This is a genomic window from Bacteroides sp. K03 (assembly GCF_019734355.1).
GTDB lineage: Bacteria > Bacteroidota > Bacteroidia > Bacteroidales > Bacteroidaceae > Bacteroides > Bacteroides nordii.
Genome location: NZ_JAASHC010000033.1, coordinates 18,714 through 45,330, shown reverse-complemented (window position 1 = coordinate 45,330; position 26,617 = coordinate 18,714). Strand labels below are relative to the sequence as shown.

General features: G+C 40.0%; 19 protein-coding genes, 1 tRNA gene and 1 pseudogene. 11 read left to right on the top strand and 10 right to left on the bottom strand.

Annotated elements, in window-relative coordinates:
• The first annotated feature begins 124 nt into the window (after positions 1 to 124).
• From HCG69_RS17475 to HCG69_RS17440, 8 genes are all read left to right on the top strand, one after another.
• Positions 125 to 934, top strand: a complete 810-nt coding sequence (locus HCG69_RS17475; protein WP_002560317.1) for a patatin-like phospholipase family protein — start codon at positions 125 to 127, stop codon at positions 932 to 934.
• Positions 925 to 1,983 carry a Gfo/Idh/MocA family oxidoreductase gene (locus HCG69_RS17470; RefSeq protein ID WP_221651106.1) on the top strand — a complete coding sequence of 353 codons (1,059 nt, stop codon included), beginning with the start codon at positions 925 to 927 and terminating at the stop codon, positions 1,981 to 1,983. The genes HCG69_RS17475 and HCG69_RS17470 overlap by 10 nt, the downstream gene beginning before the upstream one ends.
• 12 nt (positions 1,984 to 1,995) lie before the next feature.
• Entirely contained in the window at positions 1,996 to 3,693 is a 1,698-nt protein-coding gene (locus HCG69_RS17465; RefSeq protein ID WP_221651105.1) for an alpha-amylase family protein, read from the top strand.
• A gap of 157 nt (positions 3,694 to 3,850) precedes the next feature.
• Positions 3,851 to 4,834 carry an aminodeoxychorismate synthase component I gene (locus HCG69_RS17460; RefSeq protein WP_221651104.1) on the top strand — a complete coding sequence of 328 codons (984 nt, stop codon included), beginning with the start codon at positions 3,851 to 3,853 and terminating at the stop codon, positions 4,832 to 4,834.
• Positions 4,818 to 5,411 (top strand): aminotransferase class IV family protein, encoded by a 594-nt coding sequence (locus tag HCG69_RS17455; RefSeq protein WP_221651103.1) that lies wholly within the window; start codon positions 4,818 to 4,820, stop codon positions 5,409 to 5,411. The genes HCG69_RS17460 and HCG69_RS17455 overlap by 17 nt, the downstream gene beginning before the upstream one ends.
• A 276-nt stretch (positions 5,412 to 5,687) precedes the next feature.
• Positions 5,688 to 6,353: a DUF2461 domain-containing protein gene (locus tag HCG69_RS17450; protein ID WP_025866402.1), complete on the top strand. Its 666-nt coding sequence runs from the start codon at positions 5,688 to 5,690 to the stop codon at positions 6,351 to 6,353.
• 35 nt (positions 6,354 to 6,388) lie between these two features.
• On the top strand, positions 6,389 to 6,835 hold the full coding sequence (locus HCG69_RS17445; protein WP_221651102.1) for a YhcH/YjgK/YiaL family protein: 447 nt from the start codon (positions 6,389 to 6,391) through the stop codon (positions 6,833 to 6,835).
• Between the two features lie 16 nt (positions 6,836 to 6,851).
• Positions 6,852 to 8,861 (top strand): alpha amylase C-terminal domain-containing protein, encoded by a 2,010-nt coding sequence (locus HCG69_RS17440; RefSeq protein WP_221651101.1) that lies wholly within the window; start codon positions 6,852 to 6,854, stop codon positions 8,859 to 8,861.
• 77 nt (positions 8,862 to 8,938) lie between these two features.
• Here the strand turns inward: HCG69_RS17440 and HCG69_RS17435 are convergent, their stop codons facing one another.
• From HCG69_RS17435 to HCG69_RS17415, 5 genes are all read right to left on the bottom strand, one after another.
• Positions 8,939 to 9,673 (bottom strand): tetratricopeptide repeat protein, encoded by a 735-nt coding sequence (locus HCG69_RS17435; RefSeq protein WP_221651100.1) that lies wholly within the window; start codon positions 9,671 to 9,673, stop codon positions 8,939 to 8,941.
• 695 nt (positions 9,674 to 10,368) lie between these two features.
• Positions 10,369 to 10,442 (bottom strand) — tRNA-Arg (locus HCG69_RS17430).
• 89 nt (positions 10,443 to 10,531) lie between these two features.
• Entirely contained in the window at positions 10,532 to 11,989 is a 1,458-nt protein-coding gene (locus HCG69_RS17425; RefSeq protein WP_221651099.1) for an AbgT family transporter, read from the bottom strand.
• The gene (locus HCG69_RS17420) at positions 11,979 to 12,707 is read right to left on the bottom strand and encodes a DUF5932 domain-containing protein (protein ID WP_002560350.1); all 729 of its coding nucleotides are present in this window, start codon (positions 12,705 to 12,707) and stop codon (positions 11,979 to 11,981) included. Before HCG69_RS17420 ends, HCG69_RS17425 begins: the two co-directional genes overlap by 11 nt.
• Before the next feature lie 67 nt (positions 12,708 to 12,774).
• A complete protein-coding gene (locus HCG69_RS17415) occupies positions 12,775 to 17,088 on the bottom strand; it encodes a DUF5113 domain-containing protein (RefSeq protein WP_221651098.1) in 4,314 nt (1,437 codons plus the stop codon).
• Positions 17,089 to 17,317: 229 nt separating this feature from the next.
• Here HCG69_RS17415 and HCG69_RS17410 point away from each other — a divergent pair, with 229 nt between their 5' ends.
• Entirely contained in the window at positions 17,318 to 18,256 is a 939-nt protein-coding gene (locus HCG69_RS17410) for a ribose-phosphate pyrophosphokinase (protein ID WP_221651097.1), read from the top strand.
• Between the two features lie 319 nt (positions 18,257 to 18,575).
• Here the strand turns inward: HCG69_RS17410 and HCG69_RS17405 are convergent, their stop codons facing one another.
• The 5 genes and pseudogenes from HCG69_RS17405 to HCG69_RS17390 all read right to left on the bottom strand — a co-directional run bounded on the left by HCG69_RS17405 (position 18,576) and on the right by HCG69_RS17390 (position 24,605).
• Positions 18,576 to 19,727 (bottom strand): phosphatidylinositol-4-phosphate 5-kinase, encoded by a 1,152-nt coding sequence (locus HCG69_RS17405; protein WP_221651096.1) that lies wholly within the window; start codon positions 19,725 to 19,727, stop codon positions 18,576 to 18,578.
• Between the two features lie 89 nt (positions 19,728 to 19,816).
• A complete protein-coding gene (locus tag HCG69_RS17400; RefSeq protein ID WP_221651095.1) occupies positions 19,817 to 21,103 on the bottom strand; it encodes a pitrilysin family protein in 1,287 nt (428 codons plus the stop codon).
• A 15-nt stretch (positions 21,104 to 21,118) separates the two neighbouring features.
• Positions 21,119 to 21,871, bottom strand: coding sequence for a 3-deoxy-manno-octulosonate cytidylyltransferase (kdsB, locus tag HCG69_RS20775; RefSeq protein WP_255586203.1), 753 nt, complete (start codon positions 21,869 to 21,871; stop codon positions 21,119 to 21,121).
• 36 nt (positions 21,872 to 21,907) lie between these two features.
• Positions 21,908 to 22,285 (bottom strand): annotated as a pseudogene (locus HCG69_RS20770) (2-amino-4-hydroxy-6-hydroxymethyldihydropteridine diphosphokinase); the annotation flags it as partial.
• The gene (locus HCG69_RS17390) at positions 22,269 to 24,605 is read right to left on the bottom strand and encodes a transglycosylase domain-containing protein (RefSeq protein ID WP_221651093.1); all 2,337 of its coding nucleotides are present in this window, start codon (positions 24,603 to 24,605) and stop codon (positions 22,269 to 22,271) included. The gene HCG69_RS17390 and the pseudogene HCG69_RS20770, both read right to left, overlap by 17 nt.
• A gap of 561 nt (positions 24,606 to 25,166) precedes the next feature.
• On the opposite strand from HCG69_RS17390, the gene pyrB reads away from it, so the two are divergent.
• Together pyrB and pyrI are read left to right on the top strand one after the other, a co-directional pair.
• A complete protein-coding gene (gene pyrB, locus HCG69_RS17385; RefSeq protein WP_221651092.1) occupies positions 25,167 to 26,093 on the top strand; it encodes an aspartate carbamoyltransferase in 927 nt (308 codons plus the stop codon).
• Positions 26,094 to 26,110: 17 nt separating this feature from the next.
• Positions 26,111 to 26,575 carry an aspartate carbamoyltransferase regulatory subunit gene (pyrI, locus tag HCG69_RS17380; RefSeq protein WP_221651091.1) on the top strand — a complete coding sequence of 155 codons (465 nt, stop codon included), beginning with the start codon at positions 26,111 to 26,113 and terminating at the stop codon, positions 26,573 to 26,575.
• The last annotated feature ends 42 nt before the right edge of the window (positions 26,576 to 26,617 follow it).

Here is a 26,617-nt window from a genome sequence, read left to right as displayed (position 1 = left end):
TTTTTCTTTCCGGAGAGACAATCAGTACTAATCTGTGTTATCAGTGGTGAACTTTTTTCTCTATATCAAGTTCTTCTTTGCAGAATTTTACTAATTTCGTGGCGAACAATATAAAATGAAGCAAATGGAGGATGTAGTAACTACCGATTGGGAACACAGAAAATTCCAGATAGGATATGCACTTAGTGGTGGGTTTATTAAAGGCTTTGCCCACTTAGGAGTGATGCAGGCCCTTTTGGAGCATGATATCAGGCCGGATATAATTTCGGGTGTGAGTGCAGGTGCGTTGGCCGGTGTATTTTATGCTGATGGTAACGAACCCCACAAAGTTCTGGACTACTTTTCCGGACATAAATTTCAGGATCTTACAAAGATGGTGATTCCCAAAGTAGGACTCTTCGAACTGGGAGAATTTATAGATTTTCTCAAAAGTAATCTGAAAGCTCAGAAGCTGGAAGAGTTACAAATCCCCCTTATTATAACGGCTACAGACCTGGATCACGGACGAAGTATGCATTTCCGGAAAGGCAGCATTGCCGAGCGGGTTGCTGCTTCATGTTGTATGCCGGTAATGTTTACGCCAGTCAGAATAAACGGTACACATTACGTGGATGGTGGGTTGTTGATGAATCTACCGGTATCTACCCTTCGTAAAGAATGTGAAAAAGTAGTTGCCATCAATGTCAGCCCTCTGGAAGCAGAGAAATATAAAATGAATATTGTTAGTATTGCGATGCGATCCTATCATTTCATGTTTCGTGCCAATACATTTCCGGAACGCGAACTTTGCGATCTGTTAATAGAACCGTACAACTTGAACGGATATAGCAACCGGGAGTTGGAGAAGGCAGAGGAGATATTTGATCAAGGATATAAAACGGCCAATGAAATACTGGAAAATCTGTTTCAGGAGAAAGGAAGAATATGGAGATAATAAAAGTAGGTCTGGCTGCTTACGGAATGTCAGGACAAGTTTTCCATGCTCCGTTTATCAGTGCCAATCCTCATTTTGAACTTTGTAAAATAGTAGAGCGTAATAAGGAGCTTTCAAAGGAACGCTATCCTGGTGCTACGATTGTACGCAGTTTCGAAGAGTTGATAAAAGATCCTGCAATAGAGTTGATTGTAGTCAATACTCCGGATAGTACGCATTATGAATATGCCCGTTTGGCTCTTGAAGCGGGAAAGCATGTCATCGTTGAGAAACCTTTTACCTCAACTACGGAAGAGGGAGAAGAGTTGATAACATTGGCTACCGAAAAAGGACTCATGCTTAGTGTATATCAAAACCGGAGATGGGATGCAGACTTCCGGACTGTACAGGAAATCATTTCCAAAGGGCTGCTGGGACGACTGGTAGAATATGAATCTACTTTTGCACGCTATCGTAACTTTATCAAACCTAACACCTGGAAAGAGACAGGAGAATCAGGTGGCGGATTAACTTATAATCTTGGCTCCCATCTCATCGATCAAGCCATCCGATTGTTTGGTATGCCGGAGGCTGTTTTTGCCGATATAGCTACAATGCGCGCCAATGGAAAGGTTGATGATTATTTTATGATTCGTTTTCTTCGTCCTTCATTGGCTCCGGATGTAAAAGTTACGTTAAAAGCCAGTTATTTAATGCGGGAAGCTGAGCCCCGGTTTGTTCTTCACGGAACTTTAGGCTCATTTGTAAAACATGGAGTCGACAAACAAGAAGCTGCTTTACTGCGTGGTGAAATGCCCGATCAACCTCAATGGGGAGAAGAAACAGAAGAAGAATGGGGATTAATACATACAGAGATTGATGGAAAAGAGATCTGCCGGAAATATCCGGGTATTTCCGGAAATTACGGTGGGTTTTATCAGAACATATATGAACACCTTCGCCTTGGAGAATCATTACAGACAGGAGCGCGTGATATTCTGAATGTAATTCGTGTTATTGAGGCAGCTTATCAAAGCCAACAGGAAGGTAAAGTTATCAGCTTAAAATAAATCTTATATAACATGAGTGACGAAAAGAAAATAATTATCTATCAGGTGCTTACCCGCTTGTTTGGAAATAACAATAATCATTGCATCAATAACGGTGATATTACCCAAAATGGCTGTGGAAAGATGGCAGACTTTACAGTAAAAGCATTGGGTGAGATACAAAAGTTAGGTGTAACACATATCTGGTATACGGGTATTATTGAACATGCTACACAAACTGATTACCGTCGGTATAATATCCGTCCGGATCATCCCGCTATTGTGAAAGGTAAAGCAGGTTCTCCCTACGCTATCAAGGATTATTATGATGTAGACCCGGATATTGCAACAGACGTTCCCGGTAGGATGAAAGAGTTTGAGAACCTTGTGAACCGTACACACCGTGCCGGACTAAAAGTGATCATTGATTTTGTACCTAATCATGTGGCCCGTCAGTATCATTCTGATGCACAGCCCGATGGGACAGTAGAACTGGGAGCAAACGATGACCCGACGTATGCTTTCAGTCCGTACAACAACTTTTATTATATTCCACAATCAGAACTTCACGGACAGTTCGATATGAAGGGAAGCGCTGCGGAACCTTATCGGGAATATCCCGCCAAAGCAACCGGCAACAACCGTTTTGATGCATATCCCAATATCAACGACTGGTATGAGACGGTGAAGTTGAATTATGGCGTAGATTATCCTAACGGAGGCACCTGTAACTTCTCCCCTATTCCGGATACATGGATAAAGATGCTTGATATCCTTCTTTTTTGGGCTTCAAAGAACATAGATGGATTCCGCTGTGATATGGCAGAAATGGTACCGGTAGAGTTTTGGGAATGGGCAATCCCTCAAGTAAAAGAGAAACATCCCAAACTGTTATTCATTGCAGAAGTTTACAATCCGGCAGAATACCAGAATTATCTGTTCCGTGGTAAATTTGATTATTTGTATGATAAAGTGGGATTGTATGATACACTACGTAATGTAGCATGCGGCTATGATTCTGCTACAGCTATAACCCGCAGTTGGCAAAGCCTGGGAGGAATTGAGAAGCGTATGCTCAACTTCCTTGAAAATCATGATGAACAGCGTATTGCTTCGGATTTTTTTGCAAGTGATCCTCGTAAAGGTATTCCGGCTCTGATTGTGTCAGCCTGTATGAATACAAACCCGATGATGATTTATTTCGGACAGGAGTTTGGCGAACTGGGTATGGATAGTGAAGGTTTTAGCGGCCGCGACGGGCGTACTACTATTTTTGATTATTGGAGTGTAGATACCATACGCCGTTGGCGGAATGAAGGTAAGTTTGATGGCAAGATGCTAACGGAGGAGCAAAAATCCCTGTACGCTGTCTACCAGAAGATTCTGACTCTTTGCAACGAAGAACAGGCTATTGTACAAGGAGCTTTCTTCGACTTGATGTACGCCAACCAAAACGGATGGAGATTCAATGAGCACAAGCAATATACATTTTTGCGTAAGTCTAAAAATGAATTACTTTTCATTATTGTCAATTTTGATGGTCAGCCGGTAGACATTGCCATAAATGTACCGTCTCATGCTTTTGACTTCTTGCAAATTCCTCAGATGGATTCTTACGAGGCTACGGATTTACTGACCGGAAAGAAAGAAAATATTTGTCTGCTTCCTTATAAAGCAACAGAGGTTTCACTGAGCAGACATAGCGGAAAGATATTGAAAATAATCATCTAATCAAGCTTTAAAAAATACGTACTTTTATACATATAAAGTACGTATTTAATAGTGACTTAAATACGTATTTAACACCCTGTTAAATACGTACTTTTGTGTTATAGATTATAGTATATTGTTTTTCCATATCTTATCAATGCTCTAATACGGAAATTATATGTTACAATCATACAATAAAGAACAAGCCATTCGGAGGATTAACTATCTGTCCAAACAAGGCAAACCTTTTATTTTTATCATTAATTATCTGCAAAGTTGTTCGTATATAGAAGAAGCAGACAGGCTTGACTCTTCACTCGTATTGTATAATTTTAACGGTTTTACTAACCAACCACCGACTCAGCTTTGTAATAAAGTAATACAGTGGCAAATTGCTCCCCAGCCACTAAGCCAATACAAGGAATCTTTTGACTACGTTATGCAGAATATCCATAATGGTAATAGTTTTCTAACGAATCTGACTTGTAATACTCCAATTACGACCAACTTTGGGTTAAAAGATATTTTCCTTCATTCCAAAGCAATGTATAAGCTATGGGTAAAAGATGCCTTTGTAGTATTCTCTCCTGAAATATTTATTCGGATCAATGGAAAGAAGATTAGTTCATACCCCATGAAAGGAACGATAGATGCTACTCTCCCATCTGCATGTCAACAACTAATGAATGACCCGAAGGAAGCGGCAGAACACGCTACAATTGTAGATCTGATACGTAATGATCTGAGTCTGGTTGCAGAAAAAGTGTTTGTGAACCGTTATCGTTATGTCGATACACTGCAGACAAATTCCGGTCCTATTTTACAGACAAGTTCGGAAATTAGTGGTATTTTGCCTGATAATTATCGCTCACAGTTGGGAGACATTCTTTTTAAACTATTACCTGCAGGCTCTATTACAGGTGCTCCCAAACAAAAGACAATGGATATTATAGCCCGTGCGGAAACATATGAAAGAGGTTTCTATACTGGTATTACCGGGTATTTCGATGGTGAGAACCTCGACAGTGCTGTAATGATACGCTTTATTGAGCAACAGAGAGATAAACTTTATTTCAAAAGCGGGGGAGGAATCACCTGTAAAAGCGATCTGGAAAGTGAATACAATGAAATGAAACAAAAAGTCTATGTGCCTATTTATTGAAACCATACGAATAGAGAATGGGGTAATACACAATTTGGCCTATCACAATAAGAGGTTAAATCGGACCAGAAATTGGTTCTGGAAAAACTGTGCTACTTTGGACCTCGCTGATTACATCCAGCCTATACAAGGTGAAGGGGTAATAAAGTGCAGAGTGGTATACGATAAAGAAATCAGAGAAATCACGTATGCCCCCTATTCTATTCGTAACATTAATACACTTCGTGTGGTCCGTTCCGACGAAATAGATTATACTTATAAAAGTATTGACCGTGAATACTTGAATCAACTTTATGCTTTACGGGAAACAGCCGATGATATACTCATTGTTAAAAATGAACTGATTACCGACACTTCCATTGCTAACATAGCCCTTTATAATGGTACAGAGTGGCATACTCCTAAAGCTCCTTTACTGAAAGGTACACAAAGAGCATTTCTGTTGGATCAACAAATTATAAAAGAAGAAGAAATAACTTTGAAACAACTTTTTACCTACTCCCGCATCACTTTATTTAATGCAATGATTACTTTCAGAAAGATAGAGTTCCCGGTTGGTGATCATATTATTGTATAACTATTATTAACAGCAAAAAAGATTATAACTACGAACAAAACCCTTTTGGGGTGTGTTATATAGATGTGTTTTTCATAGTATTAGATATAAGATTAATTAAAAGAGATTGTACCAGCTTGTGATAAGTAAGTACGTCAGAAACAGAAGCGTCTGTTTTTTTGATAAATGTGTTAAAGCATCGGCTTTCTTTAAGTCGATGCTTTTTTATTGCATTTTTTAGTTTGTTACAAATAAAATTCGTACGTTTGTAGAATAAAGATATAGAAAAGAATGACAATGAACATGCCTGTTATCTTTCAATTTTTAAAAAATCTCGCTGCAAATAATAACCGTGAGTGGTTTAACGAGCACCGTGATGAGTATGAAACCGCCCGTACAGAGTTCGAAAATCTTTTGGCAGCTGTAATTTCCCGTATCGGCCTCTTTGATGAGAGTATCAGAGGTGTACAAGTCAAAGATTGTACCTATCGTATCTATCGGGATACCCGTTTTTCATCAGATAAAACGCCATACAAAATTCATTTTGGCGGATATATCAATGCCAAAGGAAAAAAATCCGATCATTGTGGCTATTATGTGCATATCCAGAATGGGTCCTGTATGTTGGCAGGAGGAAGTCTTTGTTTACCTCCTAATATTTTGAAAGCAGTCCGTCAGTCTATTTACGACAATATAGATGAATATATTGCCATAGTAGAAGATCCTGAGTTTAAAAAATACTTTCCGGTGATAGGAGAAGACTTCCTGAAAACTGCCCCCAAAGGTTTTCCGAAAGATTTTAAATACATTGATTATCTGAAATGTAAGGAGTATACCTGTGCTTACAATGTACCTGACGAGTTCTTTCTTGCTCCCGACTTTTTGGATAAAACAGAAGACGCTTTTCGACAGTTTAAACGCTTTGCTGATTTTATTAACTACACAATTGATGATTTCGAATAATAATACCTAATAATAACTTAAAAACTTTTATAACTATGGTAGTAGATACATTAGAAAACCTGGAAAAATACGCGTCACTGAATCCTTTGTTCGCACAAGCTATTGAGTTCTTGAAGTCTCATGACCTCTATGCTATGGAAGTAGGCAAGACCGAATTGAAAGGTGCGGATCTGGTAGTAAACATCGCTCAGACTACTCCAAAGGCTAGAGAGCAAGCCAAACTTGAAACTCATAACAAATTCATCGATATTCAAATTCCTCTTTCTGGAACAGAAATAATGGGATACACTCCCGGTAAAGACTGTGTACCTGCCGATGCTCCTTATAATGCCGAAAAAGACATTACTTTCTTTGAAGGTTTAGCAGAGACATATGTGGCTGTTAAGCCAGGTATGTTTGCTATTTTCTTTCCGCAGGACGGACATGCTCCAGGCATTACTCCGGATGGTGTAAAGAAAGTTATTGTAAAAGTGAAAGCATAATCAAACTCATCCTGATATGGAGAAAACATTGAATCTTATTAAAAGTGACCCTTGGCTGGAACCGTATGCTGCAGCTATTACCGGACGGCATCAATATGCTATGGATAAGGAAGCCGAACTGACAAACGGAGGAAAACAAACCCTGTCGGACTTTGCTTCGGGATACTTATACTTCGGTTTGCATCGTACAGACAAAGGATGGACTTTCCGTGAATGGGCGCCCAATGCAACCCATATTTACATGGTAGGTACATTCAACAATTGGGAAGAGAAAGAAGAATATAGCCTGAAGCGTTTGCAGAATGGTAATTGGGAAATCAATCTGCCCGCGAATGCAATGCAACATGGCGATCTTTACAAACTGATCGTTTATTGGGACGGAGGACAAGGAGAACGTATTCCGGCCTGGGCTACGCGAGTGGTACAGGATGAGAATACAAAAATCTTCAGTGCACAGGTTTGGAATCCCGAGAAACCCTTCAAATTTCGCAAAAAAACATTTAAACCTTCTACTGATCCATTACTTATTTATGAATGCCATATCGGTATGGCTCAGCAAGAGGAGAAGGTAGGGACTTACAGTGAGTTCCGTGAAAAGATTCTTCCCCGTATAGCAAAAGCTGGTTACAACTGTATTCAGATTATGGCCATTCAGGAACATCCATATTATGGTAGCTTTGGCTATCATGTATCGAGTTTCTTTGCGGCTTCTTCGCGTTTCGGTACTCCTGAAGAGCTCAAAGAACTGATTGATACTGCTCACGGATTGGGTATTGCTGTAATAATGGATATTGTTCACTCTCATGCTGTGAAGAACGAGGTAGAAGGTCTGGGCAATTTTGCCGGTGATCCTAATCAATATTTCTATCCGGGAGCACGTCGTGAACATCCGGCATGGGATTCTCTCTGTTTTGATTATGGCAAAAACGAAGTAATACATTTTTTACTGTCCAATTGCAAATATTGGTTGGAAGAGTATCAGTTTGACGGTTTCCGTTTTGACGGTGTAACCTCAATGTTGTATTATAGCCACGGATTGGGAGAAAGTTTCTCTAATTATGGTGATTATTTCAATGGACACGAAGATGACAATGCAATGTGTTATCTGACGCTTGCCAACGAGTTAATTCATATGGTGAACCCCAAAGCAATTACTATTGCAGAAGAAGTTTCGGGTATGCCGGGATTAGCAGCCAAAGTAGAAGATGGTGGCTATGGCTTTAACTATCGTATGGCTATGAATATTCCGGACTATTGGATAAAAACAATCAAAGAGAAAATTGATGAAGACTGGAAACCTTCCAGTATGTTTTGGGAAGTTACCAATCGCCGTCAGGATGAAAAGACAATATCCTATGCTGAGAGTCATGACCAGGCATTAGTAGGTGACAAGACTATTATTTTCCGTCTGATTGATGCCGATATGTACTGGCATATGCAAAAGGGAGATGAAAATTACACAGTAAATCGTGGTATTGCTCTTCACAAAATGATTCGTCTGCTTACTGCTACTACAATTAATGGCGGTTATCTGAATTTCATGGGAAATGAATTCGGACATCCCGAATGGATTGATTTCCCACGCGAGGGAAATGGCTGGTCGTGCAAGTACGCCCGTCGTCAATGGGATCTGGTAGATAATAAGAATCTGACCTATCATTATATGGCAGATTTTGACGAAGATATGCTGAAGGTAATTAAAAGCATAAAAGATTTTCAGGCTACGCCAATACAAGAAATCTGGCATAATGACGGCGATCAGGTACTCGTATATCAACGTAGAGATCTCATATTTGTATTCAACTTCAATCCTAAACAGTCGTTTACAGATTATGGTTTCCTGGTTGCTCCGGGTGCATATGAAGTAATTTTGAACACAGATAGTGTACAGTTTGGAGGTAATGGACTCTCTGACGATACCATTACACATTTCACTATATCCGATCCTTTATACAAAAAGGAAAAGAAAGAATGGTTGAAACTTTATATTCCGGCTCGTACAGCGATGGTATTGCGTAAAAAGTAAAATACTACTCTAATAATAAAGAAGAGAGCCACTTCCATATAAAAAGTGGCTCTCTTCTTTATTATGATAAGCTTTTATTATTTCAGGCTCTCTTCTACCTGCCCCAACATTTTCTTAATTTCAGCTCTATCCGGAGACAAAGCTACAGCTTCTTTTAAATAATCTGAAGCTTTCTTGAAATCGGCATCGGCAGCAGCTTTTTCCGTTGCATATTTGTCTGCATCAGAAGTAGCCAGTGGAGCGGCTTTTTTCAAGACATTAGCTCCATTATTGTAGAACAACACTCCCAGACTGTAAAGAGCATCTGTTTTCCATTTTTTATTGCTCAACGTAGTTACTTGTTTGTAACTATCTTCTGCCTTATTAATATCATTGGCTTTCTGGAATTTTTGTCCTTCCTTCAAATAATAGATAGCATATAGTTTCTCCATTGTTTTATTGCCCGGGGCAACTTTAAGGCCGGCTTCCAATGTTTCCACCATTTCCGCATCCTTTTTCAAATCTTTTAATGCACCAGCTTTACGGGCATATGCATTGGCTACATTATAATTCTTTTGAATGGCCACATCGAAGTACTTCACCGCATCAGCATATTTTTTTATCTGATCAGCACATACACCACAATTATAAGCCATTACGGAGTCTGAATTATTCGTTTGCTTCAAATACGCATCGTATTTAGTAAAAGCAACCTGGTAATTCTTAGCATTTAAAGCGTCATTTCCTTCTTTTTTTAACTGATTAGGGTCTGTTTGACCAAAGATACTGCCTGTGGCACAGCACAAAGCAGCAAGCAAAATAAATTTTCTCATGGTTCTTAAAATGTGTCTTTTTAATTGTTTATCGTTCAAATGTAACAAGAAATGAATAGAATAACAAAGCTATTTTGTTTTTTATAGGCTCTTTCACACTACGAAACATACATTTTATTCATATATGATGGCGATAAACATACTTCTTTCTGATTGTTTAGAAAGTACATACAGCCTGTTATCAGTTGATTTATATTAATAAATAGATATAAAATAAAAAGATGGATTCTTCTCACGCTTGAGAAGAATCCATCACACACAAACAAAACAAACAATACTCTACATTTTTCTTCTCAGATATCTGTAGAACAGTGATGCAAATATATATTGAAAAAATAATAGTTGTTATTATGTCTGGAAATTCAGTATCTACATTCGGAAATTTAGTACAAATATTTATCATTTTTAAAACTTGATTATTACTGATAAATGGAGAAAGTTGAGCAATCTTCCTTGAATACAAATGTTCATGTACTTCGATTACAAACTTTTTATAGATGGGAAAGAAAGGAGTAAAAAATAGTTTGTGACGATAAGAAAAATGTAATTGCCTGCACAACCCCCAAAAAACTATTTCAATCACTCTTTTTGTGATCCCGATCAAATGCAAAATCATACAACTAACAGTCAGGTGTTTGGCGTATGCTCAATGATATACAACAAAAAAGGAGACTACTATTGTAATCTCCTTTTTGTGATCCCGAAGCGATTCGAACGCTTGACCCACGCCTTAGAAGGGCGTTGCTCTATCCAGCTGAGCTACGGGACCATCCTTAATTGCGGTGCAAAGGTAATGCTTTTTCTGAAACTTCAAAAACATTTCTGTGTTTTTTTGCGTCTTTCTCTGTGCAGAAAAGGCTATAATCCTAAAGGTAAGCCTGTTAAATACCACAAAATAAATAACAAAGTCCAGGCTATTAAAATGTAAACAGAATAACGCCATGTATATCTTAATAGGGAAAGATAAGAGGAGTTCTTGTCATATTGCTGCATATAAGTCAATACTAAAGGCATATAAAAAAGAAAAGGAGTAATGGCATTGGTTGCACTGTCTCCTATACGAAAAGCACACTGCACTACATCCGGGGAAACACCCATTTTATCGAATATCGGAATGAAAATGAATGCCATAAATGTCCATTTGGAGGTTGCAGATACCATGATGAGATTGATCAGCGCACTGAATAAGATAAAAAGGATAAGAGTCGACAAGTTACCAAACTCAATAGAAGAGAGTAGATTTGCTCCCATAATAGCCAGGCACTTGTCGAGGTGTGAATACTCAAAACAAGCAAACATCTGTGCTGCAAAAAAGGCGATAACAAAATATACTCCCAGTAACTTCATAGGTTGTGCCAAACCTTCTATCACATCTGCATCCGTACGATACCGCCCTGAACTGAATCCGTAGATCATTCCCATAAGTCCGGCTCCCAAGGAAATAAGAAACAATATCCCCATAATAAAAGGAGAACGCATCAGATTACCACTTACACCACGCAAAATACCATAGGAAGAGAAAGTTAGCCAAAGTACTACAGCGACATAGGCCACGCCTACAATGATGGCCATTGTTAAAGCACGGCGTTCCTTACGAGAAAGCGGTTTATAACCTTCAAAGAGTGTACTTCCACCATAATTGCCCATAGCCGGAAGTAATTTACGGCGCGTTACCCAATAAACGACGGCAGCAATGAGAAAAGTAGAAACAAACATGAAATAATAATTGCATAACGGCCCCGTATCACCGTGTTCTATACCGCCTGCCACTGCGGCTTCTTCTGTGGTGCGGGCCAGCAAAGGATCCATCGTGCTTAGTACAACATTAGCACTATAACCGCAAGCTACAGATGCATAAGCTGTGATAATTCCAGCTACCGGATGTAACCCCACGGAATGAAACAAAGTAGCAGCAATAGGCAGCAATATAATATAACCAGCATCACCTACTACGTTTGAAAGCAATCCCAGGAAAATAACCCAAAGAATAATTTTCTCTTTCTCCTGCTTTCCACGAATTCCCTGCCGGATACAAGCATCTATAAAGCCGGAGTGTTGCGCTACTCCTATACCAAACATAGCTACAATTACCATTCCCAAAGGAGCAAATCCGGTGAAATTGGTAACTATATGACGAAGCAACCAGCGAATACCTTCCGGACTTAACAAGCTTTGCACACGAATTTCCTCACCTGTTTGTGGCAATGTAACGCTTAGTCCGTAGATGTCAAATATCCACGAAAGAAGCACAACGAACATTGTCAGCACAAGGAACATTGTGGCCGGATGTGGCATACGCCATTTGCTATTCTTCATCGGCTTCCAGATTATCAAGATCGAGGATACGAAGTTCAAATGCACGTACTACCAGACGGGTAGCATTCACCCCTACCCGTTCTCCATTAGGAAAGAGTCGTCCGACAAGATCATTCTGCCGTTTTTCGAGCGACTTCACTCCAAAAGGCATACCCTTGAGATTGGCTATCATCTCTTTGGTATATCCCAAGGCGAGATGGCGTAAAAAACGTTCGTCATATTCATCGATATCGTAATTGATGACAGCTTCCTGACGTTTGGCATCGTTACCTACAGAGGCTTTAAACCGATCTACTATCTTCTCAAGTATGGGATAGTTGAATACAAGTTTCTTGCCGTCCATCACTGCTTGTACATCGGTCTTAGTCAGCAGTTCACCTGTCTTCAGGATAATGCCGTCGGCTCCTGCATTCAGTACATCTACCCATAGTTTTTCATTCAATATTTCACCTGTGAAAATAAGCACCCGTACTCCTTTGTAACGTTTGAATATATTGCGGCAGATATCTACTCCAATAGTGGTAGAACCACCCAAACCAAGATCGAGCAGTACCAGATCGGGTAATTGAGCTTCCATTAACGGCCAGAATTCAGCTTCAGTCATAGCGGTCCCTATAACTTCTGCATTGGGTATTTCATGCCGAAAAATCTCTTCTGTACCTTTCAGTTCTAACTTTACATCTTCTACGATAATTACTTTAAATTTTCTGTCTTCCATACGTTTCGTTACATATATTGTTATGACTCGTTACACATATTATTATGCTGCTTTACATCTATTGTTATCATCGCCTGGGTATGGTAAAGTAAACAGTAAACCCTCCACCCACAGCAGGCTCGGCATTGATACGGCATCCACGTCGTCCGGCAAATTCATCATGATCGCGAATAATTTGCTTACATATCAAATATTCCGTACCGCGGAGTTCTCCTTTTTCACCAGCAGTCATGCGTGCCAGATTGGGATAAAACAATTGGTTCAGCTCTTCTACGCTCTTTTCTCGACGGGTATCAGTAAAAAGAAAGCGTACATATTCATCCTCTTCTTTGGCACTTAATTTCAATATTCCGTTTTCAGACCTATCGAGCGCTTCGTCTATCAGATTTTCAAGAAGAAAACGAAGTTGATTGATATCTCCGATAACCCGGCCCTCCATTGGTTCGATCATTAACTCAACTCCGGTTCTTTTTCCCTTACTAACCCTTCGGAAATACTTAGCTGCGTATTCAAAAAGATCGGAAACCTGAATCGTACTCCGCCGGAATGTAACCTCTTCCAATTGCCGGGAAGCACAGGAACTAAGGATGGTAAAGATGCCTTTATAGTACTCTATCAATTCACTGATAGCTTCCACATTCTCCCGTTCTTCTGTTTCCGAAAGATTTTGTGTATTCAACTTACCAACGATCTGTTTTATTTTATTGGGATAATAAACAGTCTCGTGTTTGATGGTAGAAAGGCAATTGTCGAGTACCATATTCTGAACATGCAGCATACTGTCTTCCCAGGAAGCACGTTGTGCCTCTTCATGTGCAGATTCAATATCCCGGTATTTCATTGCCAGTTTCACTACAGCATTGAACACTACGATTGCTACGTAACGGGCCACCAATTCAAACAGTAGCCGATCTGTTTCTAATTCAGTTCCCTCACGGCGTTCCAGGTAAAGTACACCTACGCACTGATGCTCTCCTCCAGCATCCACTACTAATGGGATAGCCTGTGCAAGCCCATCAGACTGATAAGTTTGCTCGTTGAAACAACATTGCATCAACTCAGGCATTATATCAAGCCGGGGATTGGAAGCAAACTCCAGATGATGTGTAGTCTCATTATACACGGCAAGGCTGAGCCGGTCAATTGTCAGTAGTTCGTTAATAGAATCAAATGCTTCGTCAACGAGTCGTTGTGGAATCTCTTTCAACGTATCCTCTTCGCGCTGCAAAGCTTCGGTCGACTCCTGTGAACGTATAAGTGAAGATGCAAAAACTTTTTTGTTTATCTCAAGCACCTGTTCCAAATTCAAACGGTTGAGTAGGCGTTTGCGTATATATATAAGATAATAGCCTGCCAGAGAAATTACCAGTAAAAGGATGCAAAGAATAATACCTACTATTTTGTTCGTTGTAGAACGTTCCAATTGGCGACAGTAGCCCTCTAATGACTGATCCTCACTTTGCAACTTATAAAGGGCTGTAAATGCTGCATTATTATAGTTATATCCATCCAACTGTTTTAACGCAAGAAAAGCAACGGCTGCTTCGTTTCTTATATCCAGTATTGCATGAAAATCCGAATCGAACATTTCATTCCACCAGGTCAGTTCTGCCGGAGTACCTTCACCAATCAGTTTCATATACCGGTACGGCCGGCGGGCATATTTCTTATAATGCCTGTTCAGTACCATAATAGCGGAGTCTGCATATTGCAGGGCTGCTTCATAATAGCCATCTACATTAGCAAAATAGGCTGCGTTGGCATAGTCTGATGCTTCGTCAAGCAATTGGTCATAATTGGAATCTGCTGCCAAAGTTAAAGAATCCATCGGAGAAACAACATATGCCAGTTCGGCCTCTTTCATACAAGAAGAGAACAGACACGAAGGCAATAGCAAACAGAACAAAATTCCCATTACCTTTCGTACTCCTGGCGGAAGGCGGAAATAGAAACGACTCCCCTTTCCCGGTTCGCTTTCAACGCTGAACAGACATACCCGGAACAAATCATTCGTTTTACGATACTTCTCAATAATGCCTTTGCAGTTCATCAGTCCGAAACCACTTCCCTTATTCTGTCGCAGCACTTCCGTATCCTCCGTATCTTTCATTCCGATAGCACGTGAATCATATACTTTTTCGCCAATAATACGCGCCACATCTTCGGCAGAAAGTCCGCGTCCGTTATCTTCCACCGATATTTCAACGTATTCTTCGGTCTGGCAGGCATAAATATGTATCTTCCCCCCTTCGGGAGTATATTTACGGGCATTTTCGGCCAGTGTATTTATCATAAACAAGGTCAACGCCCTGTCCGCCTTTACCAATGCTTGGGTGGGTTCTATTTCGAGTGTTTGATCCTTCATTTCGAAGGCTCTGCGTCCTTTTCCCAAAAGTTCAAAAAGCTCATTTAAACTGAAAATTTCTATATTCAGACTCAATGTACCCTGTTTCATCTTAATCCACAAGGCAAGAATATCATTATATTCATTGATCGTGGTTACTAATTCGTCAATATATTGGTATTTTTCTTTTTTGATTCGCGGGTCTTTCATGAAACCTTTTTCCGTGAGTTTGTGCACCTCGTTGAGTATGCGGTCTATATAAGGATTGATACCATTCACAATAGCAAGACACGACTTTTTTATCAGATTCTGACGTTTGTTGGCAGCAATATGCTGTTCATAGACATAACGTTGTTTTTCCAGCTGGTTACGCTCGTCACTGAGTAAAGCAATGGCCTGCTCATTATCCATAGCCCACTCAACGTAGGGTATCAATATATGTACTAATGCCTGCTCATCACGACTCAGCCGATGATTGTGGACGAAGTTTGTCTTTCCCTCTTCAGTAACTTCCAAAGTGATCCGGTCCGATCCGAATAGCCGGTCAATGCCTTGCTGGATAAGAGGTATATTCATCGGAATAGAAGCCGTAATATCCCGGCAAAGAACCAGCGTCTGTTGCAACCGTTCTGTGTAAATGCGATTTTTTATTTTGGAACGTTTATTGAAAATCCAGAATAAAACGATTACCAGCAACAAACCTACTGTAACAAAGAAAAGTACGATATTCAGCTGTTTGGACTCTGCTTCCAGATAGGCATAACGACTTTCCAGCTCTTTGTCCTGACGGGTATCATTTAATATATCCAGATAGATATTGCGGTTATAGTCAGATTCCGACTTCATGCCCAAACCTGCATAAGAAACACTCAACTGCTCACGAATACGGGATATCCATTCGGGTACAGTTTTGACTCTCTCTCGTCCTATCCACGTCATTTCGGTAAAAATGGTATCAGCACCGACAAAAGACTGTAATTTGTCTAATGTATCGGCTGCATGATGATAATACAAAAGATGGTGATAATTTACGCATTCCAATGCTTTGCCCAGAGAATCGAGTGCGTCAGAATACAAACCATGAGCATTGAGATATTTTCCGATAGAGACATAAGCACCGGCAATTTGATACAGGTCATCGTATTCTCTGAAGGTTTGCAATGCTTTTTCTCCCAATCTTAAAGGTAGCAAAGAGTCAATTGGTATGCCCAATTGCTTCAATGAATGTGAACGTCTTGAAACAATCAAGTCAAAATCTCCTTTAGGTATCAGCAGGTTAGCCAATCCCTGCATACTGTTCCCGACAAAATAAAGATAACCTTCGCGGGAAGCCAGTCTCCAGGTAGTATAGAGTTCGTCATATTCATGTAATTTCCGTTCGTCCGGTGTATCACCTTCACACAAAGAAGCCGATCCTTTGATATAATGAAAGTAAAGATATTGATTGGTATCCTCATTCAAAGCTTCGTCTTGCGGAATCTTATCCAGTGCTTCCATTGCTTCGGGACGTTGCTGAAGATAATAGTAATAAACGGCAGATACTATAAAGAACTCTGTGAAGGCATAATTCAACCGTAGTGTCTCATGCTTGTCTGCAAAAACATTGCTGTCTTCACGAATACGTTTCATTCGCCGGATAGCGCTGTTACGATAATCGTAATATTCTTTATTCATACCCGCCCGCTGATAGATCTTCATCAGTCCTACATCTGCAATAAGTAATTCCAATTCATTTTTGGTAAGTCCGTATACTTCTTTGTGTAACCCTTCGGCACGTTCAAAATCCATTTTCATGAATGCACAAAATCCCAAATTATTGCAGGCCTCTGCTTTCCCCTGATTATAAAGGCGGGATTTTTGATAGGCTTCTAATGCAGGATGATAGGAAGAATCCAGATTTTTGTAACGATAAGCATACGCTCTTCGATTCAAAGAGTCGATAAATCGTACCTCTTTAGTCGGTGCTGTACCGACACACGAAAAGAGTGCTGTAAGCAACAGCATGCACAGTATATACAAAGGCAGGTGACGGTTCATCGTTTCAATAATTGTTCAATGTACCGATATGCCAATTACCTGCGGTATGTTAAATAGTGCAGCCGATTGGCATATTATTTAATGGGTACATTATTTAATCTCGCAAATCTACAAATATTTCCCGTGAATAGGAATGAAAAAATATTTTTTCTACAATAAGTCTTTTAGATTGTCGGGAGATTTCATACCTTTGCGGGCAAATTAACAAATAGGTAACAACTATTATAAAATGAGCGAAAAAGCACCCTTTATGGTATTCTCGGGAACCAATTCGAGATACCTGGCAGAGAAAATCTGCGCTAGCCTCAATTGTCCTCTGGGAAACATGAATATCACCCATTTTGCAGATGGTGAATTTGCTGTTTCTTATGAAGAGTCAATCCGTGGTTCACATGTATTCTTGGTTCAATCCACTTTCCCAAACTCTGACAATTTAATGGAACTTCTGCTGATGATTGATGCAGCAAAACGAGCATCTGCGAAGAGCGTAGTTGCTGTTGTTCCATATTTTGGCTGGGCACGTCAGGACAGAAAAGACAAACCTCGTGTTTCTATCGGTGCAAAACTGGTAGCCGATTTACTTGCAGTAGCAGGTATTGACCGTCTGATCACAATGGACCTTCATGCTGACCAGATTCAGGGATTCTTTAACATTCCGGTTGACCATTTGTATGCTTCGGCAGTATTCCTTCCCTACATTCAGTCACTACATCTGGAGAATCTGGTTATCGCTACTCCTGACGTAGGCGGCTCAAAACGTGCAAGTACATTTTCAAAATACCTCGGTGTACCTTTGGTACTTTGCAATAAATCACGTGAAAAAGCTAATGAGGTTGCCTCTATGCAGATTATTGGTGATGTGAAAGATAAAAATGTTGTTTTAATTGATGATATCGTAGATACAGCAGGTACGATCACTAAGGCTGCCAACATCATGGTAGAAGCCGGTGCAAAATCTGTTCGTGCTATTGCAAGCCATTGTGTTATGTCAGATCCTGCTTCTTTCCGTGTGCAGGAATCAAATCTCACTGAAATGGTATTTACCGATAGTATCCCTTATTCGAAGAAGTGCGCTAAAGTTAAACAGTTAAGTATTGCAGACATGTTTGCTGAAACGATCAGACGTGTCGTTAGTAACGAATCAATCAGTTCACAATATATTATTTAATATACGAGCAATTCTGAAAAACAAAAAAGTGGCGGCACAATTAATTTACAGATTGTGTCGCCACTTTTTTTAGAATTTAAAAAAGAGAGATTCAGTAAATGTTCTAAAAATAACAGTTGGCATGTGTAAATGGATATAAAAAAAAGCCAACTAGTTCGAAATGAATTAGTTGGCTGATTTTATAAGGTTTCTGAATATCTCTAAAAACGCAAATTAATACAGATTTTCGTAGATCAAAGACTGTACCATTGAATTAAATCTTTGCGTTAACCTGCGTTTCAACTAAAAATCAGAAAGTATCTTCTCCGTATAAAATCCCCTACTCCAATCTTCCGAATTTATAGCTCCCTTTACGAATAACTTTGCCATTACCATCTGTTTCAACAAACGGCCCGTGCTTCTTTCCTTGCTTGAAGAATCCTTCGTAACGGTGTCCGTCTTTATCTTCCTGGATACCTTTACCTTCTTCAAGACCATTTACAAATCCGCCTTTATACTTTGTACCATTGGTCAGAATTAATATTCCTTCTCCATTGGGTTGATTATTCTTCCACTCTCCATCGTATGTATCACCATTACTCCAAGTATACTTACCACGTCCGTTTCTTTTGTTTTCTTTCCAATGCCCTTTGTATACGGCTCCGTTTGCCCATGTAAATGTACCCTCACCATCCTGCATACCATTCTTGAAATTTCCTACATACTTATCACCATTTGCATGGTAATAGATACCTGCTCCAGTACGTTCACCTTGTACATATGAACCTTCATAGCGATCTTCTCCCAGATAGAAAATACCTTGTCCATGTTGCAGATCATCCATCCAGTCACCTACATATTTTTCTCCGTTGGTATATTCAAAAGTTCCTTTACCCTCTCGGACATCATTTTTCCATTCACCATCATATTTGCAGCCATTGTTCCATGCCAGCACACCTTTACCGTCTTTTTTGTCATTCTTCCAGTTACCTACATATTTCGAACCGTCTCTCCATGTATATGTACCCTGGCCCTCACGTTTATCATTAGCCCAGTTACCTTCATAGATATCTCCATTATGGTAATACATTGTACCCTGCCCATGCTGATAGTCCTGAAACCACATACCGTCATAACGGTTGTTATTCATAAAGTAGAAAATGCCTTTTCCGTGCTGCTGATCTTGGAACCACTGCCCTTCATATTTTTCTCCATCCGGAAAAGTATATATTCCGAAGCCTTCACGTTTTCCTTTTACATATTCCCCTTCGTATGTGTCTCCATTCTTAAAAACAGTCTTTCCTTTACCATTTGGTTTACGACCTTTCATTTCTCCGGTATACACGGATCCGTCTTTAAATGTATAGTTTCCTATTTTGATTTCAGTGGAAAAAGTATCCTTGATTTTTCCGAAAAAGCCACCTTTATTTTGTGCTACGGCTCCTTCCTGGGAAAGAAAAACCAATATGAGTGCAGTATATAGATATTTCATTAATTTACAAATTACAAGTTACGAATTACGATTAGCGATGTGACAAAGATACAATTTCTCAGGCAAAACACACAGTTATCATCGCCTTTTTATGACAACTTTTTACCTGCGATGACCTCTTTTAATGTCTCTTTGCACAAATAACGATTAGCCAATTCTTTAATTTCTTCCGGTGTAACTTCTTTTACAGCCTGCAATGAGCGGGCAAAATAAGCATCATCCAACTTTGAAGTATAGATGAACATCCATGCATCTGCCAGCGAGAAAGGAGACTCATAATTACGGCACATTTCTCCCAGCATATAGTTGCGTACCATTGTCAGTTCGCTCACAGGAACAGGTTCAACCCGAAGTCTGTCGATCTCATGATAGACCTCTCTGATTAAAGGTTCTACATATTCGTTATCGGCTTCCGTACTAATCAGAATCATGCCGCTTCCGGGATAAAACAGGGTACCTGCTGAAATACCATAAGTATATCCCTTATCCTCGCGTATATTAGACATCAACCTGCTGCCAAAATAACCTCCGAAAAGGGTCATCAATACACGTAGTTTCAGATAGTCAGGATGCGTACGTTCAATGGTTGTAGTACCCAGTTTTATGGCACTCTGCAATGCGTCATCTCGTTCTACAAATATTCTTTTATCGGCCATAGTGGTAAAAGTATATTCTTTTTTCACCAAAGGATACCGATAGTTACCAAAAGGAGTATTACCGAAAGCAGACTCTACCTTGCGAATAACGTCGTCTGTTACTTTACCGGACAGGAAAATAGAGCAATTACCGGAATGATAATATTCATTATAAAATTCACGAAGTACATCAGGAGTAATCAGGCGGTAATCTTCCTCTTCTGTCAAACGGCCACAGGGATGTTCGCTTCCATAAAGCGCAGTGAGCAAACTTCGCTGAGCCAGAAAATCAACTTTGGAAGAATTAACAAGATATTGCTGTATGTTTACATCGAGTACTGTGTTTAGTTCTTTTTCGGGAAAAAGAGGTTCTTTTATTATAGATTCCAGAACCTCAATTGTTTCAGCAAAATACTTGTTTAATGAATACAGCGTAATATATGCATATTCTGATGAACTGGAGAGTTCCAGCCACGCACCATAATAATCCAGTTTCTCTGCAATATCCGAAGCGGTATATTTACATGATCCTTCACGAAGCATCCGATTCGTGAAAAGAGCCTGTAATTTCTGAGTCTGTTGCCATCGTCCTCCGGCAAAGAGGATATCCATACGCACTACTTCCTGTTCCCCTGCCTTGATTACCGCCAGAGGAATACCATTGGACAACGTAGTCCGCATCGGGAGGGTAACAATTAAATTTTCCAAGTCCCGGATCTCGGGTTGTATCGTTCTATCCATGGCTGCGATATAAAATCATTTTCTATTTTTCAGAAATTCCTCTGCCCGTACGAGATCCTGAGGAGTATCAATACCAATTGTTTCTACTTCACTGACTCCTACCTTGATTGTATAACCATTCTCCAGCCAACGGAGTTGTTCCAACGATTCGGCTAGCTCTAGAGAAGACTGCGGAAGCGAAGTAATCTCTTTCAATACTTCGGTGCGATAGGCATAAAGTCCGATATGTTTATAATAGGTATGACTTTGGAGCCATTCGGATTTTTCCACACCACGTAGATATGGAATTATAGAACGACTGAAATACAATGCATTCCAGTTCTTGTTTACTACTACTTTAGGCGAATTTGCATTTTCCAGTGTTTCAAAAGCATCATTGGTATCAAATGGTTTGACTAATGTAGCAATTTGAGTCGTTATATCCTCAAAACAAGCTTTTATAGCCTGCAATTGTGATGGCTGAATAAATGGTTCGTCACCTTGTATATTGACTACGACATCAAAGTTACCACCAATTTTAGTCGCAGCTTCATAACAGCGATCCGTGCCACTTTTATGTTCTACAGATGTCATGACAACTTTACCACCGAAAGCTTTTACCGCAGCTTCAATACGTACATCGTCTGTTGCCACGTAGGCATCGTCAAGAATTCCTGCCACTTGTTCGTATACACGCTGTATCACGGTTTTCCCTCCAAGGATAGCCAATGGCTTTGCAGGAAAACGCGTAGAAGCATAGCGGGCAGGTATTATTCCTATAAATTTCATATCATTTAAATCTAAACAGTAATCTAACTCTTTTAATCCCTTCCGAACATATTCTCGTTCCATATCTTCTGGCTTCAGTATCTTGCCGTTGTACATCAATAAGTCTATATCCAGACAGATTTTCTCTTTTGCTTTATCACCCGGACGGCGACCAGCTTCATGTTCAATGGCTTTCAATTTATCTACTACACACACCTCCTCAAGTCCGGTAATAAACTCCGCCACTTGATTGGAAAACAATGCGGAACTCCTCAAATGCAACGGCTCTGTTTCCTCCTCTGTTGCAAAACGAACAGTAGGAAACAGAGCCTGTAGTCTTTGGCGTGCCAGAAGGAGGTTCTCCTTCCGGTCATAGTTACTTCCAATACAGATAAGACAACTTTTCAATGCAGAATTTTTAATTAAAAAGATCATCCAGTCCAAGCTCTCCAGAGTCTTCTGAGCTAACCTCCGATCCGGCACAAGGATCAAATCCTTCGGGCAACTGGAAATGCTCTGACGGATCATATCCCAGTGTCTTATCGTCAAATACCTTTTTCATATATTTTCCCCAGATAGGCAATGCCAAAGAAGCTCCTTGTCCGTAGGTCATCGTATCAAAATGAATATCACGTTCTTCGCCTCCGACCCAACAACCGGATACAAGTGAAGGAATAAAGCCCATAAACCAACCATCAGAATTAGCATTTGTAGTACCTGTTTTACCACCCATATCGGCTGTAATACCATATCGGCTGCGAACACGTCCACCGGTACCCTCGTTGATTACCGCACGGAGCATGACCAACATTTTATAGGCGCTCGACGCACTGATCACTTCATCCATTTGCGGAGCAAACGTTGCAAGTACGTTACCTTCATTATCTTCGATGCGGGTAACAAACAGAGGTGCCACACGGATACCCTTATTGGCAAATGCCGTATAAGCACTCACCATCTCTCCTACCGAAATTTCACACGGACCGAGGCAAAGCGATACAGTTGGCATTATGTCTTTGTTACGAACTCCGAAACTATGTATCAACCGCACCAACGCATACGGATTCAGTTTTCCCATCAGATATGCCGATACCCAATTGCTTGAATTAGCCAATCCCCATTTCAAAGTTACAAGTTCTCCATAACGTTTTTTGGTACTATTACGGGGAGTCCAGGGGATACCGTTTTCATCCATTAGCGTCTGCTCTACGTGCCGGGTTTCGTCACAAGGAGAGTACCCGTTTTCCATGGCGAGCGTATAGAGATAGGGCTTTATTGTAGATCCCACCTGGCGGCGTCCTACCATAGCCATGTCATACTTGAAATAGTTATAGTTGGGTCCTCCCACATATGCTTTTACATGTCCGTTGAACGGATTCATTGACATAAACCCTGTACGTAGAAAATGCTTATAGTATTTAATAGAATCCATCGGTGTCATGATGGTATCTTTTTCACCTGCCCAACTGAATACAGACATTTCCTCCGGTGTATTGAATGCCTTCTTGATTTCAGCCTCCGAAGCCCCGTCTTTTTTCATTGCCCGGTAACGATCTGTTTGCTTCACAGCTCTTTCAAGGATTTCGTCAATCTGCTGTTGAGTCAGCATATTGCTGTATGGTGCTTTTTTACGACCTTTTTTTTCTTTGAAGAATTGTGCCTGTAAATCTTTCATATGTTCTTCTACAGATTCTTCGGCATAACGTTGCATGCGCGAATCGATGGTCGTATAAATTTTTAAACCATCGGTATAGACATTGTAATTTGAACCATCCTTCTTTTTATTCTTTGCACACCACCCATAAAGAGGATCGGTTTCCCATGAAAGTGAATCCTCATAAAATTTCTGCATTTGCCAACCACGATAATCGCTTTTATCCGGTTTTTTGGCAGTCAGTACTCCACGCAGATATTCACGGAAATAAGTTGCAAGACCTTCATTATGCCCTACGCGATTGTAAGTCAGCGTTAACGGAAGCGCCTGCAAGGAATCACGTTCTGCTTCGGTAATGTATCCTGCTTTTTCCATTTGACCAAGAACTACATTGCGACGTCCCAAAGCATTTGTCCTTATCTTGGAATTGCGGGATACCGGATTGTAGAGTGAAGGATTCTGGCACATACCTACCAACATGGCGGCTTCTTCTGTTTTCAGATCTTTGGGTTCGCAACCGAAATAAGTGTGAGCTGCAGTTTTTATACCTACTGCATTATTCAAGAAGTCAAATTTATTAAGATACATCGTCAGAATTTCTTCTTTTGTATAGTAGCGTTCCAGCTTCACAGCAATTACCCATTCAATCGGTTTTTGAAGAAGGCGCTGAAGTGTATTACTTGCTACATTTTCAGTAAACAACTGTTTAGCAAGTTGCTGAGAAAGTGTACTTCCCCCACCTGCACTTTTCTGCATCAGGATACCACGTTTTACGATGGCTCTGGAGAGAGCTTTTACGTCAATACCCGAATGTCGAGCAAAGCGGACATCTTCGGTGGCAATCAAAGCATTAATGATATTGGGAGATAAATCAGCATAACTGCTGTAAACACGATTATTCTGGTTTAATGAAAAAGTTCCGAGTACTTTTCCGTCTTCGGAAAATATCTCGGCTGCAAATTTATATTCCGGATTTTCGAGCTCTTCCACCGGAGGCATATAACCTATCCAACCATACGATATGGAAGCAAAAATACCCACACAAAACAGTACTACTACAACGAGGAATATCCAGAGGGCTTTTATTATTTTTTTTATCATTGCGTTCTGTTACGAAATTATCAGTTTATTAAGTTGCAAAGATAGTTATTATTCAGAGAACGTACAAATTTCAATTCAAATCAAAGTTATTGAAAAGCAAAAAATAACTAATAGCCTGCATGGTTCTCCTAAGAAATGTGGACTTATTGTAACTATAAAATCGACAAACTATAACTGGCATTTTGCTGTCCGGTAATCAGATGTTATTTCAATTTCCTTTTCTATAATAGTAGTTTCTTTAATCTATTTGACTTATTTACAGCGCACTTTTTGCAAATCACAACAGAAGGTCTATGAACTGCGTAGGCCACTGTGATACCGTAAACACCGTTTTTAGTCATTCTTGGTTTAGATCGTTTCTGGACAGACTCACTCGGTTTAAATGCGACTGTAGCCGGGGTGGGTACTAAAATTAAAGGTTCAAAATTGAAAATCAGCTGTACTATCACGCCGCATGGTAATTTTCAGCTTTCAATTTTCCATTTTATAATTGCAGATACCGCATTTTCTCACTACCTTTACAGTCTGAAAACAAGTTCTATCAATATTAAAGATAACAGAATGGAAAACAGAAGTTTAGTAACCATTGCCGAGCATTCAAAAGAAAAAATACTTTATATGCTTGAAATGGCGAAGCAGTTTGAACAAAATCCCAACCGCCGGCTACTTGAAAATAAAGTGGTAGCCACCCTGTTCTTTGAACCATCTACCCGTACCCGACTTAGTTTTGAAACAGCTGCCAATCGCCTTGGCGCACGTGTTATTGGGTTTAGTGATCCGAAAGCGACCAGCTCATCCAAAGGCGAAACGCTGAAAGATACGATTAAAATGGTAAGTAATTATGCCGATATTATCGTAATGCGTCATTATTTGGAAGGAGCTGCCCGTTATGCAAGCGAGATAACAACGGTACCTATCGTGAATGCCGGAGACGGAGCCAATCAGCATCCATCGCAGACAATGCTCGATCTTTACTCAATCTACAAAACGCAAGGTACACTCGAGAATCTAAATATCTATCTTGTAGGCGATCTTAAATATGGCCGTACCGTTCACTCACTACTTATGGCCATGCGCCACTTCAACCCAACTTTCCATTTCATAGCTCCCGATGAACTGAAAATGCCGGAAGAATATAAAATATATTGTAAAGAGCATAATATAAAATATGTAGAACATACTGATTTTACCGAAGAAACGATTGCTGAAGCCGATATCCTTTATATGACTCGGGTACAACGCGAACGCTTCACCGATTTGATGGAATACGAACGTGTGAAAAACGTATATATCTTACGCGCCCAGATGCTGGAGAACACACGGCCTAATCTGCGTATTCTTCATCCGCTACCTCGTGTCAATGAAATAGCTTATGATGTGGACGAAAGCCCGAAGGCCTATTACTTTCAACAGGCACAAAACGGTTTGTATGCTCGTGAAGCCATTCTGTGTGATGTATTAGGAATAACATTGGAAGATATAAAATAGAGTTAATGACCAAAAATATGAACGAAAATAAACAAGCCCTGCAAGTGGCCGCCCTTCGGAACGGGACTGTCATCGACCATATACCCAGCGAAAAACTGTTTACCATCGTGCGGTTACTTGGACTGGAACACATGAAGAATAACATTACTATCGGCTTTAACCTTGAAAGTCAAAAACTGGGACGAAAAGGTATTATCAAAATAGCTGATAAGTTTTTTTGTGATGAAGAAATTAACCGCATTTCAGTAGTGGCTCCACATGTGAAGTTGAACATTATCCGTGATTATGAAGTTGTAGAAAAGAAGGAGGTACGCATGCCGGACGACCTGAAGGGAATTATAAAATGCGCCAACCCTAAATGTATCACAAATAATGAGCCAATGCCCACACTTTTTCATGTAGTGGATAAAGACAACTGTGTAGTGAAATGCCATTATTGCGAAAAGGAACAACGGAGAGAAGAATTTACAATAACCAAATAATTTACGATTAGACAATTTACTATTTACGATTGAAATTACTCT